Consider the following 17,593-nt stretch of genomic DNA (forward strand, 5'->3'; position numbering starts at 1 on the left):
ACCCTTTTTTATTGTTCTTTTTCGTATTTCGCACTTCGGAAGGATAGCATGATATAGTATGTCATGATTCCAAAGTAAACGCTGATAATCAAGGAATGCATAAGTGCTACGAATAAATTCATTGCTGTAAAGACAACAAGCGCACCGACTACTGCTTGTGATGCTAAAAGACAAAAGCTGATGATCCAGCCTTTGGACATCACTGCGTGGTCTTTGTAACGGCGAATCACTTGAATCATGATAATGAAGGACCAGACCAGTGCAAGCATTGCAGCACCACGGTGGAGCATTTGTACCATTTGTGCCGTACTCAATCCAAAGAGACTAGGATCAGCGTTGGAGCATAGTGGGAAATCTCCGCACACAAGGCTTGCATTCATGTGACGTACAAGCGCTCCGGTATATACGACCAAATAGATGAAAATTGTATGGAGATAAAATTGAATTCGCATCCCTTTCCGGATGACAAGTGCGCGGGCATCGAACTTCTTGTCCACTTCAAAGACGATTAGCGTCAGCAGAAGAACGGAAGCGAATGAGATAAGTGAGATACCAAAATGAAGTGCCAATACAGTGTCAGACTGCTGCCAAACAACAGCTGCTGCCCCAATCAATGCTTGTATGACAAGAAAGGCTACTGCCATGATGGACAGAAACTTAACTTCCCGAATATGACCGATCTTGCGCCAAGCGAGGATTGCCAGCAATAGAATGACGATCCCCATTGTGGAAGAAACAAATCGGTGGGCAACTTCTATGATAAGCTCAGGCGTGATCTTGGTTAATGCCCCCTCACATAACGGCCAGCTTTGTCCGCAGCCATCTGCTGAGCCTGTCTTGGTAACAAGGGCGCCGCCAAGCAGGATGAAGAGCATACCTATGGTGCTGATCACAGATAAGATTTTCAATAATTTCACGAATAAACACCTCTTATATACAAACTTATAACTATGACATAAAAACATTAAGCTTATCGTAACATGAAATCTATTTAAAGAAGGACATATTTCTTGTCAATTTTATGACCTGTACAAACGCATGAATAAGGAATGGCTGATATGATAAGGTATTAGTTCGGCAAATTGTCAAAAACGGTTTTATTTGCTGCAGCTGGACGTGTTACAATGTTAAAAGTGTGATAGAATACAAGAATTATGTTTAACCAAGCAGAAAGGATGTGCTGGTGTGGAAAAGATCGAAACAACTTCTTCACAAGTATTGAACGGTGCTGAACAGGCCGATTCTACTACTAGTCTGTGGACAGACTTTAAGGCGCTTATAAAAACTGGTATTATAAATTCAAATCTATTGACTGCATTCGGCGGTTTCTGGCTCGCACTCTATATGACGAACCAACAATTCGTCGACCATATCCCGACGTTCATTTACATGATGCTCGGAAGCGGATTGGTCATAGCTGGCGGATGTGTGATCAATAACTATTACGATCGTGATATCGACCATGTAATGAAGCGGACGAAAAAACGTCCGACAGTTACAGGCACGATTCCGCTCTCTGTCGTGCTGACAATGGGTATAGGATTTACTGTCCTCGGCGTCGGATTTTTATTCCTGACAACATGGCAAGCAGCAGCGATTGGTATATTCGGCTGGTTTGCTTATGTCGTACTTTATACGATGTGGTCTAAACGTCGCTATACAATCAATACAGCAATTGGAAGCTTCTCCGGAGCGGTTCCTCCTCTAATCGGATACGCTGCTATCGATGGCGGTTTGAGCACAGAGGCTTGGATCGTTTTCGCTATCATGTTCATCTGGCAGACACCGCATTTCTTAGCACTGGCTATGAAAAAAGCAGAGGATTACAAAGCTGCGAATATTCCAATGCTGCCTTCCGTATATGGCTTTGGAATTACGAAGCGCCAAATCGTTGTTTATACAGCATGTTTGCTTCCGCTTCCGTTTTATTTAACTACACTGGGAACAGTATTTGTTATCATCGCTAGTGTGCTGAATATCGGCTGGCTTGCAATTGGTATAGCTGGGTTCTTTATGAAAGATGATCTGAAATGGGCTACCTGGATGTTCGTGTACAGCCTGAATTACTTGATGATTTTCTTTATCGCACTTGTGATCTTCACAACTCCTGCGATTTTCTAATTTAAGACACCTCCATATTGGAGGTGTCTTTTTTTGTGTTTATATAGTAGGAAGTATCGGGAATAAGAACCATAAATGTGCATCGGGGAGAGGGAAAGTAAATGGATATGGAAACACCGCGTTTAACGATGAAAGCTATAACACTGGATATGGGGAAGCAGCTCGTTCGATTCCCGCTTACCTTCTTTTATGAACAGGAAATTTCCTACGTTACGGATTGGCCTACAAATGCATTAAAGGCAGAGCTGCCTCTATATTTGGAAGAATTCGCTACTGGACAGGCAAGCTTCGGTTTTGGACCGTGGATCTTACATACAAAATATAAAAAGGAAATGGTCGGGGACATTTTTATCAAGCAGCCTTCTCATGATGCAGCTCAAGCTGAGTTATATTTTGAAATACGTGTGGAGATGCAAGGGAAAAGATATGAAGACGAAGCGATCGTCAGCATTTGTGATTGGCTGCTGAAGCATGGTATCGAAACAATACATGCTTTTTGTAGACCGGAGGAGGAAGAAAAGCAAGAAGTCCTTACAAGATGCGGCTTTAAAAAGCTTGGCCAAGTAGGAGGATTGATTCAGTTCAGGACGTATGGGCAGCTGCTTCCGGCAGATGGTATGTGAAGCTTGTCGAAGGAGTCGACTATCTCCTGAATGGATTTTGTATTATAATGAGTGCAACTTACGGAAAGGGGGCAGGATGCATGAAAAGCTTACGAATTGTATTATTGTTACTCGTTGTGGGAGCAGGTGTGCTGTTCTTTTGGAACAAGGATGATTATCTGGCTCCTGCCCAGGATACAAAGTCGGTTGAGTCAGGAGATACAGAGCAAACGCCAAAGGCGGAAGCTGCCCAAAAACCGAATGGTGATATAGAACGGTGGATCAATCAAGCACCTGAAACATTAGAAGAAGATCAGGGCGAACCAGATCGGATCGATGAGTCTTCGTATGGATATGAGTGGTATATATATGATAAAGGTGATGCATATGCACAGTATGGTGTGAAAGATGGACGTGTCATGACTGCCTTTGCTGTCGGTGAGGCATCCCTTGCAAAGGCGAAGCTTGGAGAAAGTCGTGAGGAAGTCGAACAGGATTATCCTCTGCAAGACGAGGTGTCCTTCCGTTATGATAGCAATCGATATACATTCAAGCTGAAGGATAAGGATCAGCAAATACAGCCGCTTGCCCAGATTGGTGATGGTTTGTTTGCTCAGTTCTATTTCGATACGTTTGAAGATGAACTGACAGGAGTGCGGGTGCTGACTGATGAACAGCTCGTCATGGAACGGCCTTATGACATAACATATACAGGCCAGCTGCCTGAGCAGCCGCAGCTCTCAGACGAAGAATGGCAGCAGGTGCAGGGCGGAATGGAACAGCAAATCATTGATATAACCAATGTGATGCGTGCGAATTTTGACGTCCCGCCATTGAAATGGAATGACCAGGTAGCAGCTGTTGCGCTTGGTCATAGTGAAGATATGCAAAAGCAGCAGTATTTCTCTCATGTGACGCCAAGTGGTGAGGAGCTCGGAGATCGGCTTGCTGATGGTCAGGTCAAATTTCAAAGTGCAGGTGAGAATATCGCCGCGGGCTATACAGATGCCCCAGCAGCAATGATTGGATGGCTGAACAGTGAAGGGCATCGCAAAACAATGCTTGAACCATCTTATGAAGAGCTTGGGGTAGGCGTTTATCGTTATTACTATACGCAGAATTTTCTTTTACAATAACGGGATTTCCATTGTGGAATCCCGTTTTTTTGTGTCATTTCCCCAATGCTTTCATACATTGGTCAGAGAGGGTATTTATCTGGTTAGGAGATGAATGTAATGTCAGATTCGAATTTGCATCCATCTATTCAGGCATTCAGACAGTTCGTAGAGCAGCACCCCAAGCTAATTCAAGAGGTTAGGCAGAAACGCGCCGGATGGCAGCCATACTATGAAAAGTGGGTACTGATGGGCGAAGAGGATCCGAGCTGGCAGGCATATAAAGATGGACAGAATGCAAAGGCAGAAACAGAACCAAAAGCAGAAACAGATGCAGAGCAAGCTGAAAAGGAATCAGAAGAAACAGGGAAAGAAATGTTCAACAAGGTGATGGGAATGGCTAATCAGTTAGATTTGCAAAAACTCCAAGGACATATCCATCATTTGAATGGAGCGCTTGAGAATATCAAGCAATTGATCGGGCAATATCAAGGTGTCAAACAACAGCTGCCTTCAAAGAAGAAGACTCCAACATTTTTCCATAGGGACTAAAAAGGAGGAAGGCTGATGCGACAGGAAATTTATCAACGGCTGCAACACCGGGAAGAACTGCTCCGTTTTGTCAGACTTCACCCGGTATGGTACCGTACACTAGCACGTGACCCAAGTTCATTCGCAGATTTGGAAAAACAAGCGAATTATTTTTACGGTAAAACTGTCCCGCAGCGTATTGGAAAATTTGGCGATCAGCTGAGTATGGTGAACATGCTGATTCAGATGGCACGAGCAATGCGGGATTAAACACTTTTCATTTCCCTATTATTTGGTATGATAATAGGGGAGGTGGTTCTATGTTTGCAACTATGGAATTCGTCGAGCTCCTGGAGAAGTCCGAGCAATTGGGAATGATGATACGTGAGTCGGAAGTGATGGCGGCATATAGCTCCGCGCAATCCGCACTCTACCAGAATAGTGAGACGAAAGCTAAAATCGACGCATTCACGGCTATTAAGGAACAGTATGAGGAAGTGCAGCGATTCGGCAGATACCACCCTGATTACAGCTTCATCATGAAGGAAATCCGCAGCAAGAAGCGTGAGATGGATATGGATGCCAACGTTGCGGCATTTAAAATAGCAGAGCGTAATCTGCAAAAACTGCTTGATGATATTAGTTCCAAACTTGCTTCAACTGTGAGCAAGAATGTCAAAGCCCCGCGATCTGGTGCAGCTTTAAAAGACTCTGGCTGCGGCTGTGGAAGCGGCGGCGCCTGCGGGTGTGCTTCCTGACAATATTCCGGTAAGCTTAGGCTTGCCGGTTTTTTTGTGTTGCTCCCAGGGGGCAGGCTTTGCTACACTAAGAAAAAAGCTGTAAAGCGAGGAACTTCAATTATGTTGACAAAACGGCAAGGAATCGTCGTATGGTTCCAGCATATGAAAAATATTAAGCAGCTGAAGCGGCATGGACACTTGGTTTTCGTGTCCAAAAAGCTTAAATACGCGATGATATATGTGAACCTGGAGGAGGCCGAAGAGAAGGAAGCAGCGTTGAATAAACTGCCATTCGTCTCTAAGACGGCGTTATCTTACCGTCCCTTCGTCCGTACCGATTTCGAGAATGCGAAACAGGATAAAGCGAAAGAATACGATTATAAGATTGGTATATAAAAAAAGCCTGCAGGGAAAAGCCCTGCAGGCGCCTTTTGTTTCCAATGAAAACAAACAGGCAAAGGGAGAGGAGAAACCGGAGGAAGAGCTTATGGGGAAACGTAAGTCTTCTCCGTGTTCATGAAGCAGCTATTAGCGTGATAGCCGCTTCAATAGTACAGTATGGACTGGCTTAGCCGGGAATATACATCGTTTTTTTTGGAGGAGTGGAATGTAATGCGAGTAATTGCAGGAGAGCATAAAGGCAGGGCATTGAAAGCTGTCCCGAACCAATTGACAAGACCAACGACGGATAAAGTGAAGGAAAGCCTATTTTCTGTATTGGGACCTTTTTTTGAAGGCGGTGAATGCCTGGATTTATTCGCAGGAAGCGGCGGGCTTGGGATAGAAGCCTTGAGCAGAGGAATGACACACTGTATCTTTGTGGATAAGCAAGGGAAGGCTGTCGAGACAATCAAACAGAACCTGACAACCTTGAGGCTGACAGACTACTCGGAAGTATACCGGAATGATGCGCTGCGTGCACTGAAGGCCGTCGCAAAAAGGGAGAAACAGTTCGATCTTATTTTTCTGGATCCACCGTATCAAAAGATGTCCTACGAGGGTCTTTTGGAGCAAATCAGTGAAGCGGGTATACTGGGAGAAAATGGACGAATTGTTTGTGAACACGATGCGAAGAAGGACATGCCGGAGTTCATAGCTGGATTGCAAGCTGTAAAACAGGACGAATATGGTAATACTACTGCTATTACTATCTATCAAGCTGCCAAGGGGGATGAGTGATGACGATTGCTATGTATCCAGGTTCGTTCGATCCTGTCACCAATGGCCACGTGGATATTATCCAGCGAGCAGCCGCAATATTCGATCAAGTAATTGTTGCAGTGGCAGTAAACAGCAAAAAAAAGCCGCTGTTCAATGAAGAGGAGCGACTGGAGCTTTTACGGCAGTCGGTAAGACATATCTCTAACGTATCTGTAGTTAAATCAGAAGGTCTCACCGTTGACTTTGCCAGGGAACATGATGCTAAAGTTTTGGTCCGCGGATTGCGGGCAGTGAGTGATTTTGAAAATGAGATGCAGATCAGCGGTATCAACCGGCATTTAGAGCCAGGATTAGAGACAATCTTCATTACAGCAGATTCTGCTTATAGCTTCTTGAGCTCCAGTATCGTGAAGGAGGCAGCAAGCTTTGGAGCTGATATCAGTAAGCTAGTGCCGCCTCCAGTACAAGAAGCTATCAAGCAAAAATATTAATTTAACCGGCGTCTCAGCAGGATCAGTGTGCCAATTGAAAGCATGGTGAGTGTGAAAACAGGTCCGAATAACGAAAGAAAACGCAGCAGCTCCACGGAAGTGTCAGGAGCTGCTTTTTCATGCAGGAAGGTAAGGATACTTGTTTCCTGATGTCTGGCGTAAAGCGGTCCATATAGGATAGCTGTTAATCCTGCTGCGATGAATCCGTGGAGCAGGCGGGCAAAAAAGTACGGTGCGAACCGGATATCCGTCTCGGCGAGAATACTTGCCACTTGTGCTTGGACTGAAAAACCATTGAATGCAAGAATGAAGCTGACGATAATGGCAGGGAAGAAAAAGTTGGATCCTGATGCTTGTGCGATCATTTGCCCCCCCATTGTAATCTCGAATAATCCAGAAAACATTGGGACTACCAGGTCTGCTGGAACACCGAAAATGCTGGTTATCATTTTTAAGCCATATGCCAGGGAATCTGTGATGCCCAAAATGAATAAAAGCTTATTGAAAACGGAAAACATGATAATGAATCCGCCAATCATGAGTAATGTTTGGATGGAATTTACGACGGCATCTCCAAAAATCTTGCCAAATGGTCTCTTATCAGCCATCCGCGTTTCATGCAGTTCCCGGAAAGCGCGGCTAATCAACCCTTTTTCCCGGACGTAAGTCGAACGGGGCTCAGATCGGCCGTAGAAGCGCATGCAGATACCTACTAGTATATTACCTCCGTAATGCGCTGCGGCGAGCAGGATGCCAAGCTCGGCTTCCCCGAAGAAACTTACGGCAATTACACCTACAATAAACAGGGGGTTGCTCGCATTTGTGAAGGAAACAAGACGCTCGGCTTCGATTTTCGTCAGTTGTTTTTCCTGGCGCAGACGGCTTGTCAGTTTCGCGCCTGATGGATAGCCACTGGCCATTCCCATAGCAAGCACAAAACTGCCGACACCTGGAACATTGAACAAAGGCCGCATGATCGGTTCACAAAAAACTCCTATAAAACGAACCATCCCAAACGCAATCAGCAGTTCTGCAGTGATAAAGAAAGGCAGGAGGGATGGAAAGACGACTTCCCACCACATATTCAATCCGCGTATGCTGGCTTGCAATGATGGATCCGGATACATAATTAAACTGACCGCCAGCAGCAGTGCAGCCCCAGCCAGCAGAACTGATTTCATTTTTTGCACAAAAATCCCTCCGATTTATGACAGCTGTACTTCTTTAATTCGAAGTAGTACACTTAAATTCAGCCTGATTGTACAGGCTATCTTAACTATACGCGTGCTCAAAAGGGAAATATGCTTCTTCTTCTGAATAAGTAGAGAAAGCGGGCACAGAAGGGGAACTTGTATATGAAACAGAACACACGTTATATCCTGTTCGTTATTCTGCTGCTGATCATCGTCTTCTGTTTTTCCGGAATTTACAGAATGCCATATTATGTATACAAGCCGGGTGCAGCAGATCCTCTTGACCCAATTGTATCTGTAGATGGCAGTGAGAAAAGCGAAGGTGATATGCATCTAGTCACCGTACGGGGCGGACAAGCGACACCATTCCAATATGCGATGGCTAAAATACTGCCATATCATCAAATTGAAAAACTAGAAGATGTCATACCGGAGGGTGTATCCGAAGAAGAATATACACAAGCACAGCTGATGCAGATGGAGAGCTCTCAAGAAGCTTCTACTGTCGTTGCCTATGAGGCAGCTGGGGCAGACCTGCAAATTGATTTCAAAGGTGTATATGTCGTGTCAGTCGTTAAAGATTTACCGGCTGATGGCCAGCTCAAGCAGGGCGATCACATCACAGCTGTAGATGATCAGCAAGTAAAAGAAGCAACCGATCTGACTACTTATGTCACATCCAAGCATGTGGGTGACACCATCACTTTGAAGATAGAACGAGATGACAAACAGCTAGAGAAGAAGCTGGAGCTACAGGAACTGCCTGATTCCAAGGTACCGGGAATCGGAATCACACTCGTGACCGATCGAAATGTTACGGAAGATCCGGAAGTGACCTTCTCGAGCGGACAAATCGGCGGACCGAGTGCGGGTCTTATGTTCAGCTTGGAAATTTATGATCAGCTGGAGGAAGAAGATATGACAAAGGGCCTTCAGATATGCGGAACCGGTGAAGTGGATTATGAAGGAAATGTCGGCCGTATCGGCGGAATCGACAAGAAGGTTGTAGCTGCGGATAAAGAAGGCTGCGACGTCTTCTTTGCTCCAAATGAACAAGGTGCCGAAGATTCGAATTACCTTGTGGCAAAACAAACAGCAGAAGATATCGATACAAATATGAAAGTTGTACCAGTCAATACCTTTGATGATGCAAAAAAATACTTAGAAGAAATGCCAGAAAAATAATAAAAAGGATGCATCCCTCTGATGCATCCTTTTTATTATGCGAATATAGGCGGCGATATCTCTTGTCTGCGCGAAGCTGCCGCTATTTCAGGTGGTAAAATACTGTTATACGCATCCGCTGCTTGCAATTCTAAATCAGCAACTGGATGCATGCCGTCCTTTAATTGTGTATATAACGGAACGTCAAGCTGCTTTTTCCTAGAAGAAAGAAAGGCCTGTCCATTTTTGGTCATGCCGAGAATACGGATATAAGGGCACGCTGCCTGTTCAAGAGGTTCGCGGTGCATATCCTTTTGGGTATTCGATAGCAGGTGCACACAGACGCGCTGCAGTCTTGTCCATGTATAGCGTTTCGTTTTGATCAGAGAAAGGAACTGCTGGAAATTCAACGCCTGATTGATATATTTCTTGAAACGGTATTCCAATCCCTCATCCATCCCATGAATTTGGCGCAGTGTTTCAGCAGGTCGTGTTAGGATGAGATAGCGTAAAAGCGGGAAATAGGCTTCCCAGCTGTGAAGTTCTTCAGCTTCCATCAATTCAAACGTCTTTTCCGGTACAGCTGCTTTCACTTGTTGTGTTCTCTCGTCCTGCCAAGCAGAACGGATTGATGTGGCACTTGCAATCGGGCCGGTAATAGACTGTTCATGATAACCTGCCTGAATACGACGGATTGTATCGACCTGTATTGGCGAATGAAGGACCTCGGCTGCCTGAAGATATGCAAAGCCCAAGATATTATTGGGGCTGCTAAGATCGAGTGCGGAATTGATTCCCACTAACTCGTATGCTGCACGATTTGCTTCAGGATAGGATAAGCCATTTTCCAGCTGCTGTTTTAGAACTGTCTCAAAAGGTGTCCGATTCTTTTGTCGTTCTTTTTGTGCATGATGGAATGATTCTATAGATCCGTTTTCAGAACCAAAAACTAGATGATCCACTTTCAGGGCATCAAGGATGGAAACAGCTCCTTTGGCAAACAAATCAGCATGCTGCACTGCAAAAAGGAAGGGCAATTCGACAACCAAATCGACACCGGCAGAAAGTGCCGCTTTTGTACGGCTGAACTTATCCATAATGGCTGGTTCACCACGCTGTGTGAAATTCCCGCTCATTACTGCAATCGTACAATCGCTTTCGGTTAATTTTTGCGCCTGCTGTATATGATAAACATGACCGTTATGCAGAGGGTTATATTCGACGATGAGGCCGCATGCTTTCATAGGGGAACTCCTTTCTGTATTGTTTAGTCTGTTACTGAGAAAGGACACCCAATCCGGGCTCCCTCGCTTATCCCTACGTTTCTAAACGGTTTCTTCCGCTTTTCTTTGTTGTCTGGCTCTAGAAACCAGAAACTGCGGGATAAGAGATGAATCCCTATGTGGGGAAGGACACCCACTCCGGGCTCCCTCACTTATTCCTTCGTTTCTAAACGGTTTCTTCCGCTTTTCTTACGTGTTACAATAGAGATAATGTTCTTTAGTAAGAATATAGGCTAATTATTGCCTTGGTGTAAAGAAAATATATTGACAAAGCTTCTGTTTTTTTTTACAATTACTTTTGTTGCCATGAGGTGAATTAACGTGAAAATTCCGGTTCAAAAGCTTAAAGCTAAAGGTCTTGAACCTTTCGAATTTACAGAGCAAGTGGATGTGTCAGACATCCAGGGCAAAAATGATATTCGTCGGATTGATCCGGTGAAGGTCAGCGGTCAGGCGACATCGCATGGAAACGATATAACCGTTAAGTTCGCTGTAGATGGCAAGATGATTCTTCCATGTGCGCGTACGCTGGTGGATGTACCGTATGAATTTCATGTTGAAGCGACTGAACTGTTTACTTTGTCTCCATATGCAAGCGCGGATGACGAGTCAGAGATTCACCCTGTTGAGGGAGAACTGCTTGACTTGAAACCGTATATAGAGGAAAATATCCTATTGGATGTTCCTTTCCGTGTTTTCTCCGAAGATCCGGAGGCATTGGATAATGCCACGAAACAAGGAGAAGGCTGGCAGCTTGCCAGTGAGGAAGCACAGCAGGACAAGATCGACCCGAGGCTCGAGAAACTGCAAGCTCTCTTGAAAAAGGACGACGAATAAGCATTGTAACGATTGAAGGAGGTGTAGGACCGTGGCAGTACCTAAAAGAAGAACTTCTAAAAAAGTAAAAAACCAACGCCGTACACACAAAAAATTGCATGTACCTGGAATGGTAGAATGCTCTAACTGTGGAGAACTTGCAAAACCACACCACGTTTGCAGATCTTGCGGACATTACGATGGAAAAGCAGTGGTTGAAGCGTAAGAAAGAAAGACGACATCTGTCGGCAATATTGCCGATAGATGTTTTTTTTATATTCTATCGTCTGTTTTCTAGTCTAGCATTTTTCCCTCTCGCATACATTGATAGCAGAATAGAAGAGGGGGGAAGCGTTTTGAAGAGTACGAGACAAGATGCATGGTCGGATAAAGAGGATGTTTTATTGGCAAATACGGTACTGGATTTTATTCAGGAAGGGAAGACGCAGCTGGATGCCTTCCGTGATGTTGCGGTAAAGCTCAACCGTACTGCGGCGGCATGTGGCTTCCGTTGGAATGCGTCACTCCGTCAGTATTATCAAACAGATATCGAAATCGCAAAACAGCAGCGGAAACAGCAGCTTCCAGTGTCAGATAAAGCAGCTGCACCGGTTAAGGATGATAAAGAATCCATCAGCTTGGAAGCAGCAATCGACTTGCTTGAAAAAGTGAAACAGAATTTCCAAGTTCCGAGAAAAGAACCGCAGGAAGAACTTAAGGCATTGAAAGAAGAGAATGCAAAGCTGAAGGATCAGCTTAAACGGTATCAAGATGCATGCATTGAAATGGAAAAGCTATGCCGCTGGGTGATCGAGGAAGCTGAGACAAATTAAAAAAGCCCGTTGGGGCTTTTTATTTTGTCGGCTGCCACGTCATAACGGACAGGTTATCTTCCTTTTTGCTGCTATCCTTAAAATTCAGCCTAGCCCAAAAAGCTTCTGAATTTACTCTTGCCTTAGTGCGTACTGGTTTTGCAAAGGACTGCACAAATTCAACTAGGGAAGAGCCAAGTCGATTTCCTTGGTATGCAGGCAGCACTTCCAGTTTGGAGATTTCTACGTATCCCTTTGGCGGATAGAATGTATTGTCGCGTTGTTCGTTCACAAAGGTAAGCGCCATTCTCGCTGCCAGCTCATTATCCATGTAGATTCCGTAGAATAGCGTATCATCGTCACTTTCGATGAGACTTAGCTGGAACTCATCCAGCATGGAAAGCTCTGCGTTCCCCTGTGCGGCAAAGCGTTCGAAATCCTCCGCTGTTTTATAATTCACCGGTAATTTTTCCACTTTAGCAAATGTCATACAGATTCCCCTCTCCGTATTAAAAAATTTCGCTGTGTGACTTATGTTTTCAATATATATGAAAACGGTTACAAATTCAAGCGTTATATTTCTTATATCCATACTGTCTGTTCTTTTGCTAAAATAAACAATTAGGTATAGGACGAATGGGGGAACGGACATGAGAATCAATGTGATCGGCGGAGGGGCAATCGGGTTACTTATAACCGCAAAACTCGGCAGATTCCATGATGTGCGGCTTTTGACTAGAACGCGAGAACAATCCGAACTGATTGCATCGAAAGGTCTTCTTCTCAAGGGTGAAGTAAACGCATTGGAGACGTTTGCTTCAACTGATTGGCAGGCTTTGGGGCAAGCAGATGTATGGATTGTCTGTGTGAAACAATATGATGTGCAGCCCATTTGGGAAAAGTTGAAGCTGCACGTAAAAGCTGCAATCGTCTTCCTCCAAAACGGTATGGCTCATACGGACTTTTTGCAAGGAGATGAATTCGATTATCCTATCAACGTAGGGTCTGTCGAACATGGTGCCCTGCGGGTGGATTCTCGTACTGTAGAACATACAGGGAAAGCGGCCATTCGTCTGGCAGATCTGACTGGTAATGATGCTGAAAAGCTTGTGAATCAGCTCCATGAATCGGATTTCCCGTTTTTATTTGAGCAGGACTGGCGTGAGATGTTAGGCAAAAAACTGATTGCGAATGCTGTGATCAACCCGTTGACTGCAATTTATCGGGTGGAGAATGGTGCGCTGCTGGAACATCCTGCCTTTGAAAAAATAGCATGGGTATTATGCAAGGAAGCTGCAGATGCGCTAGAGTTAGAGGAAAAACAGCAATGGGCAAATGTTTGCAGGATCATACAAGCTACGAAAGCTAATTTGTCCTCCATGCACAGAGATATTCAATCCGGCAGGCAGACTGAGATTGAATCCATATCAGGATATATCCGCAAGCATGCAAAAAAGGCTGTTCCTTATACGGATTTTGTCTACTATAGTATACTTGGACTTACGAAACAGCAGGAGAGGACGAATCTATGACCCACTTAATCGCTTACCTTCTAGCGGCAGCAATCACGGTACCGCCGCTTGCTACTTGGATTTATTATTTGATCGCCAGACGGATCATTCATAAAAGACGGAATGCTTTTCTCCATAGCGTGCAAACTACTGCCGTATTCTATATCTTTTCTGTTATGATTATGTTGCAAATCATTTTACAGCATACAGTGATCGGTTATATGATAGGATTCCTTGCGGTATTGTTCATATTGGTTGTGCTCATGCATTACAAATACCGCGGCGAGATCGTCTTTAAGCATGTGTGGCGCATCTTCCTGCGTATCTGCTTCCTTTTGTTCGGTCCGCTGTACATCCTCCTGCTAGTGGCAGGAGTCATCGTTACATTTATCAGACAGTAATACATAGACGTTATATAAAGGAGTACTTAATATGGTAATACAACCAATGAGACTGGAAAGTCCGAACAAATTGGTGGCCGATTATCGGGCAGAGCTTCCTTCTATTATGGGGAAATTCGATTTTTCTCCATTCCGCCAAGAAAGCTATGCGACTAGACTGGAGGAGCTTGAAGCTCGTGAGTTCCCGAGGGAGGCGCTAGTGGAACTCCTCCTCAAATGCAATAAAGAGTGGGGAGCGGATCAGGTAACGATCCAAAATATCAATAAATTAGCTGATACGAATACAGTGGCTGTAGTCGGCGGGCAGCAGGCAGGCCTCTTCACGGGTCCTTTATTGACACTGCATAAGATCACCTCCATCATTTCCCTTGCTTCCGAGCAGAGTAAAAAACTGGGCTCGACGGTCATACCGGTGTTTTGGATAGCGGGTGAGGATCATGATGTGGAGGAGATCAATCACATCTTCCTGCCAAATCGTAACAAGTTGAAAAAAATCAAATGGAAACAGCATCTTACTGAAAAGATTGCAGCTTCTGATGTAGTGCTCGATAACGGTTTGATGCATGATTTCTTGCAAGAAGTGATGGCTGCCCTGCCGGAGACAGCATATACAAAGGATATTCACTCTACTGTGAGTAATATATTGGATCAATCAGAGACATTCGTTGATTTCTTCGCGAAATTCATTCATTTCCTATACAAGGATACCGGTTTGGTGCTTTTGGATTCCGGGGATCAGGCACTGCGGCAAGTAGAGCGACCATTTTTCCGGGAGCTGATCAACAAGCAGCAGGAAATAAGCCATGGTGTTTATGGAGCATCTCAGGAGCTTCAGCAGATGGGTTATGCTGATGTGTTAGGCGCGGAAACAGAAGATGCTAATCTGTTCTGTTATATTGACGGTGAAAGAACGCTGCTTATACGCGACAGTGAGGGTAAGTGGCGAGGCAAAAATGATGAAGCAGTCTTTACGGAAGAAGAGCTGTTGCTCATTGCGGAAACAGCGCCGGAAAGACTGAGCAATAATGTTGTCACGCGCCCTCTCATGCAGGACTACCTCCTGCCGGTGCTTGCTTTCATTGCCGGTCCTGGAGAAATCGCCTATTGGGCGAATCTGAAACCGGGTTTCCAGGCAGTCGGCTTTAACATGCCGCCCGTCATGCCGCGCCTTTCCTTCACGATGCTGGATGGCAAGACAGAAAAGCTGCTCAATCGTTATCGTTTGCGCCCCGAAAAAGCTATTGCATTTGGCGTCGAAGCGGAAAAAATTCATTATCTAGCTGCACAGCAGCAGCCGCCGATTGCTGTTGTATCTGAGCAAGTGAAGCGGGCAATGGCTGATTTGCACGCACCGCTCCGGCGAAGTGCGGCATCGATTGCAGATGATCTTGGCAGCCTGGCAGAAAAGAATCTCCGTCATTTGGAAGAGGATATCGATTTTCTGGTCAGACGTATGGAAGCTAGAATTAAAGAGCAGCATGGTGTGGCATTATCCCATTTTGACCATATTCAATGTACGCTTCACCCGGAAAATGGGCTGCAGGAGCGGACATGGAGTATCTTCCCTATATGGAATATGCATGGAGTGGAGATTTGGCGCGAATTAGCGCAGAAAAGCTATGATTTCACCACTCCCCACCATATCGTAACGTTATAATGAAACAGAAAGCGTGCCTGGTCGACGACCATGCACGTTTTTTTTGTGCACAAAACTCCGAAAAAGCGCTAGGCAAGGGAGAAAATGCTAATAAAAAGTGTGAATATTGAGGTGGTGAAATGTGGGGGGATGTGGTACTATGAAAATGGAAAGTGGGGGCGGAGTCTATGTTCATGGGGGAATTTCAGCATTCGGTAGATACGAAAGGCCGTATTATCGTACCTGCCAAGTTCCGAGAAAACTTAGGGGAACGTTTCGTACTGACCCGAGGATTGGACCAATGTCTGTTTGGATACCCTATGGAGGAATGGAGACTCCTGGAAGAAAAACTAAAAAAGCTGCCATTGACCAAGAAGGATGCCCGTGCATTCACTCGCTTCTTCTTTTCAGGAGCAGTCGAATGTGAGCTTGATAAGCAAGGGAGAATCAATATCCCTGCACCGCTCCGGAAATATGCGAAGCTGGAAAAGGACGTTGCCATCATTGGTGTGTCTGGACGGATCGAATTCTGGGCGGAGAGCGAATGGAATTCCTATTTTGATGAATCTGAGGAATCTTTTGCTGAAATCGCTGAAAATATGCTTGATTTCGATATTTGATGGCAGTCGAAAGGATGTAAGAGCTTGTTTGAACATTATAGTGTGCTGAACAGAGAGACGATTGAAGGACTCAATGTGAAGCCAGAAGGTACATATGTGGATTGCACCCTAGGCGGAGGAGGTCACTCCGAAGTAATTTTGAAGCAGTTATCCGATAAAGGAAAACTGTATGCGTTTGACCAGGACAAGCAAGCCATCGAGGCCACAGCGGCAAGATTAGCGGAGTATGGCGATCGAATCGAATATATCCAGGCGAATTTCCGACATCTGAAAAGCGAATTAGAGGAAAGAGGCGTCACGGAAGTCGATGGTGTAGTATTCGACCTTGGCGTGTCCTCCCCACAGCTCGATCAGGCGGAAAGAGGATTCAGCTATCAGCACGATGCGCCGCTTGATATGCGCATGAACCAGCATCAGGCGCTTTCTGCCTACGAGGTGGTTAATACGTGGTCTTACGAGCAGCTTGTACGGATTTTCTTCCAATATGGAGAAGAGAATTTTTCCAAGCAAGTTGCAAGAAAAATAGAGAAAAGACGAGAAACGAAACCGATTGAAACAACATTTGAACTTGTGGAAGTGATCAAGGAAGCGATTCCTGCACCAGCAAGAAGAAAAGGCGGCCATCCGGCCAAAAGAATCTTTCAGGCAATCCGGATTGCGGTAAATGACGAATTACAAGCATTCCGTGATGCGCTGCAGCAGACAGCAGAGATAGTTGCAGTCGGGGGAAGAGTTTCAGTCATTACCTTCCACTCGCTGGAGGACAGAATGTGTAAGCAGGCATTTAAATCATGGAGCACACCGCTGCCGGTTCCGCGCAATATCCCAATTTTGCCGGAGGACAGCAAGGCACCGTTTGCTCTCATTACGAGAAAGCCGATATTGGCAAGTGATGAGGAACTGGAAGATAACAGAAGATCCCGTTCCGCCAAACTCCGCGTAGCAGAAAAAATAAAACCGTGGAGTTCGAAATTCGAATTCTAATACAGGGGAGGAATAAGCTTGAGCGCAGAACGTGCAAGAAGCTGGCAGCAGAGCAGTCCGGCACAAAGACCGCAGCAGCAGCCTAAACGACAGGTAAAAGTAAAAGTTCATAAGAAAACGTGGATTACGCCGGGGGAGAAGGTTCTATATGCCGTTTTCAGTCTAGTTATCTTGGCTGCAGCAGCTTATTTCGTCACCTTCGCAGCTTCCACGTATAATGTGAACCGTGACTTGGAAGCACTGGATTCTGAAATCAGCCACCAGAAGGTTGCGAATACAGATCTGACTTATGAAGTGAAGGAATTGAGCAAGCCGGAGCGCATCATCGATATCGCACGTGATGCAGGTCTGAAGGTACAAAGTGCCAAAGTAAAAGAAGCAAACAAAGTCTCTGAATAAGAAAGGTACTGTC

23 protein-coding genes are annotated in these 17,593 nt (G+C 45.1%); 19 read left to right on the top strand and 4 right to left on the bottom strand.

What is annotated here, in order from left to right; genetic code table 11:
• Positions 1 to 8 precede the first annotated feature (8 nt).
• Positions 9 to 917: a COX15/CtaA family protein gene (locus ACH6C1_RS06520; RefSeq protein ID WP_374075716.1), complete on the bottom strand. Its 909-nt coding sequence runs from the start codon at positions 915 to 917 to the stop codon at positions 9 to 11.
• 268 nt (positions 918 to 1,185) lie between these two features.
• Here ACH6C1_RS06520 and cyoE point away from each other — a divergent pair, with 268 nt between their 5' ends.
• From cyoE to coaD, 9 genes are all read left to right on the top strand, one after another.
• The gene (gene cyoE, locus ACH6C1_RS06525) at positions 1,186 to 2,121 is read left to right on the top strand and encodes a heme o synthase (protein ID WP_374075718.1); all 936 of its coding nucleotides are present in this window, start codon (positions 1,186 to 1,188) and stop codon (positions 2,119 to 2,121) included.
• 101 nt (positions 2,122 to 2,222) lie between these two features.
• Positions 2,223 to 2,744 carry a GNAT family N-acetyltransferase gene (locus tag ACH6C1_RS06530; RefSeq protein ID WP_374075722.1) on the top strand — a complete coding sequence of 174 codons (522 nt, stop codon included), beginning with the start codon at positions 2,223 to 2,225 and terminating at the stop codon, positions 2,742 to 2,744.
• A gap of 80 nt (positions 2,745 to 2,824) precedes the next feature.
• Positions 2,825 to 3,859: a CAP domain-containing protein gene (locus ACH6C1_RS06535; protein WP_374075725.1), complete on the top strand. Its 1,035-nt coding sequence runs from the start codon at positions 2,825 to 2,827 to the stop codon at positions 3,857 to 3,859.
• 99 nt (positions 3,860 to 3,958) lie between these two features.
• Positions 3,959 to 4,390 (top strand): YlbD family protein, encoded by a 432-nt coding sequence (ylbD, locus tag ACH6C1_RS06540; RefSeq protein ID WP_374075727.1) that lies wholly within the window; start codon positions 3,959 to 3,961, stop codon positions 4,388 to 4,390.
• A gap of 15 nt (positions 4,391 to 4,405) precedes the next feature.
• Positions 4,406 to 4,639 (top strand): YlbE-like family protein, encoded by a 234-nt coding sequence (locus tag ACH6C1_RS06545; RefSeq protein WP_095223002.1) that lies wholly within the window; start codon positions 4,406 to 4,408, stop codon positions 4,637 to 4,639.
• A 50-nt stretch (positions 4,640 to 4,689) separates the two neighbouring features.
• Positions 4,690 to 5,127 (top strand): YlbF/YmcA family competence regulator, encoded by a 438-nt coding sequence (locus ACH6C1_RS06550; RefSeq protein WP_095223003.1) that lies wholly within the window; start codon positions 4,690 to 4,692, stop codon positions 5,125 to 5,127.
• Between the two features lie 102 nt (positions 5,128 to 5,229).
• The gene (locus ACH6C1_RS06555; protein ID WP_095223004.1) at positions 5,230 to 5,505 is read left to right on the top strand and encodes a YlbG family protein; all 276 of its coding nucleotides are present in this window, start codon (positions 5,230 to 5,232) and stop codon (positions 5,503 to 5,505) included.
• A 216-nt stretch (positions 5,506 to 5,721) separates the two neighbouring features.
• Entirely contained in the window at positions 5,722 to 6,288 is a 567-nt protein-coding gene (gene rsmD / locus ACH6C1_RS06560; RefSeq protein ID WP_374075731.1) for a 16S rRNA (guanine(966)-N(2))-methyltransferase RsmD, read from the top strand.
• Entirely contained in the window at positions 6,285 to 6,761 is a 477-nt protein-coding gene (gene coaD, locus ACH6C1_RS06565) for a pantetheine-phosphate adenylyltransferase (protein ID WP_366249487.1), read from the top strand. The genes rsmD and coaD overlap by 4 nt, the downstream gene beginning before the upstream one ends.
• Here the strand turns inward: coaD and ylbJ are convergent.
• Positions 6,758 to 7,942 (bottom strand): sporulation integral membrane protein YlbJ, encoded by a 1,185-nt coding sequence (gene ylbJ, locus ACH6C1_RS06570; protein WP_374077154.1) that lies wholly within the window; start codon positions 7,940 to 7,942, stop codon positions 6,758 to 6,760. The two genes, coaD and ylbJ, sit on opposite strands and share 4 nt — an antisense overlap.
• 174 nt (positions 7,943 to 8,116) lie before the next feature.
• Here ylbJ and ACH6C1_RS06575 point away from each other — a divergent pair, with 174 nt between their 5' ends.
• Positions 8,117 to 9,139, top strand: a complete 1,023-nt coding sequence (locus ACH6C1_RS06575) for a SepM family pheromone-processing serine protease (RefSeq protein WP_374075734.1) — start codon at positions 8,117 to 8,119, stop codon at positions 9,137 to 9,139.
• A gap of 35 nt (positions 9,140 to 9,174) precedes the next feature.
• Here the strand turns inward: ACH6C1_RS06575 and ACH6C1_RS06580 are convergent, their stop codons facing one another.
• Positions 9,175 to 10,362 carry a nucleotidyltransferase gene (locus ACH6C1_RS06580; RefSeq protein WP_374075736.1) on the bottom strand — a complete coding sequence of 396 codons (1,188 nt, stop codon included), beginning with the start codon at positions 10,360 to 10,362 and terminating at the stop codon, positions 9,175 to 9,177.
• A gap of 360 nt (positions 10,363 to 10,722) precedes the next feature.
• On the opposite strand from ACH6C1_RS06580, the gene ACH6C1_RS06585 reads away from it, so the two are divergent.
• From ACH6C1_RS06585 to ACH6C1_RS06595, 3 genes are all read left to right on the top strand, one after another.
• Complete coding sequence (locus ACH6C1_RS06585; RefSeq protein ID WP_095223010.1) at positions 10,723 to 11,238, top strand: YceD family protein; 516 nt, start codon at positions 10,723 to 10,725, stop codon at positions 11,236 to 11,238.
• 31 nt (positions 11,239 to 11,269) lie between these two features.
• Entirely contained in the window at positions 11,270 to 11,443 is a 174-nt protein-coding gene (gene rpmF / locus ACH6C1_RS06590; RefSeq protein ID WP_077309792.1) for a 50S ribosomal protein L32, read from the top strand.
• Between the two features lie 130 nt (positions 11,444 to 11,573).
• A complete protein-coding gene (locus ACH6C1_RS06595; protein ID WP_366249490.1) occupies positions 11,574 to 12,050 on the top strand; it encodes an RsfA family transcriptional regulator in 477 nt (158 codons plus the stop codon).
• A 19-nt stretch (positions 12,051 to 12,069) separates the two neighbouring features.
• On the opposite strand, the gene ACH6C1_RS06600 is transcribed toward ACH6C1_RS06595, so the two are convergent.
• Positions 12,070 to 12,519: a GNAT family N-acetyltransferase gene (locus tag ACH6C1_RS06600; RefSeq protein WP_374075740.1), complete on the bottom strand. Its 450-nt coding sequence runs from the start codon at positions 12,517 to 12,519 to the stop codon at positions 12,070 to 12,072.
• Between the two features lie 160 nt (positions 12,520 to 12,679).
• Between ACH6C1_RS06600 and ACH6C1_RS06605 the strand changes: the two genes are divergently transcribed.
• From ACH6C1_RS06605 to ftsL, 6 genes are all read left to right on the top strand, one after another.
• Positions 12,680 to 13,561: a 2-dehydropantoate 2-reductase gene (locus tag ACH6C1_RS06605; protein ID WP_374075743.1), complete on the top strand. Its 882-nt coding sequence runs from the start codon at positions 12,680 to 12,682 to the stop codon at positions 13,559 to 13,561.
• A complete protein-coding gene (locus tag ACH6C1_RS06610) occupies positions 13,558 to 13,941 on the top strand; it encodes a DUF3397 domain-containing protein (RefSeq protein ID WP_095223014.1) in 384 nt (127 codons plus the stop codon). The genes ACH6C1_RS06605 and ACH6C1_RS06610 overlap by 4 nt, the downstream gene beginning before the upstream one ends.
• 31 nt (positions 13,942 to 13,972) lie before the next feature.
• A complete protein-coding gene (bshC, locus tag ACH6C1_RS06615; RefSeq protein WP_374075746.1) occupies positions 13,973 to 15,598 on the top strand; it encodes a bacillithiol biosynthesis cysteine-adding enzyme BshC in 1,626 nt (541 codons plus the stop codon).
• A 167-nt stretch (positions 15,599 to 15,765) separates the two neighbouring features.
• Positions 15,766 to 16,197: a division/cell wall cluster transcriptional repressor MraZ gene (mraZ, locus tag ACH6C1_RS06620; protein ID WP_095223016.1), complete on the top strand. Its 432-nt coding sequence runs from the start codon at positions 15,766 to 15,768 to the stop codon at positions 16,195 to 16,197.
• 24 nt (positions 16,198 to 16,221) lie between these two features.
• Positions 16,222 to 17,181 (top strand): 16S rRNA (cytosine(1402)-N(4))-methyltransferase RsmH, encoded by a 960-nt coding sequence (gene rsmH / locus ACH6C1_RS06625; protein WP_095223017.1) that lies wholly within the window; start codon positions 16,222 to 16,224, stop codon positions 17,179 to 17,181.
• Between the two features lie 18 nt (positions 17,182 to 17,199).
• Complete coding sequence (ftsL, locus tag ACH6C1_RS06630; RefSeq protein ID WP_095223018.1) at positions 17,200 to 17,580, top strand: cell division protein FtsL; 381 nt, start codon at positions 17,200 to 17,202, stop codon at positions 17,578 to 17,580.
• The last annotated feature ends 13 nt before the right edge of the window (positions 17,581 to 17,593 follow it).

The sequence above is a fragment of the Terribacillus sp. JSM ZJ617 genome, assembly GCF_044383785.1.
Lineage (GTDB): Bacteria > Bacillota > Bacilli > Bacillales > Amphibacillaceae > Terribacillus.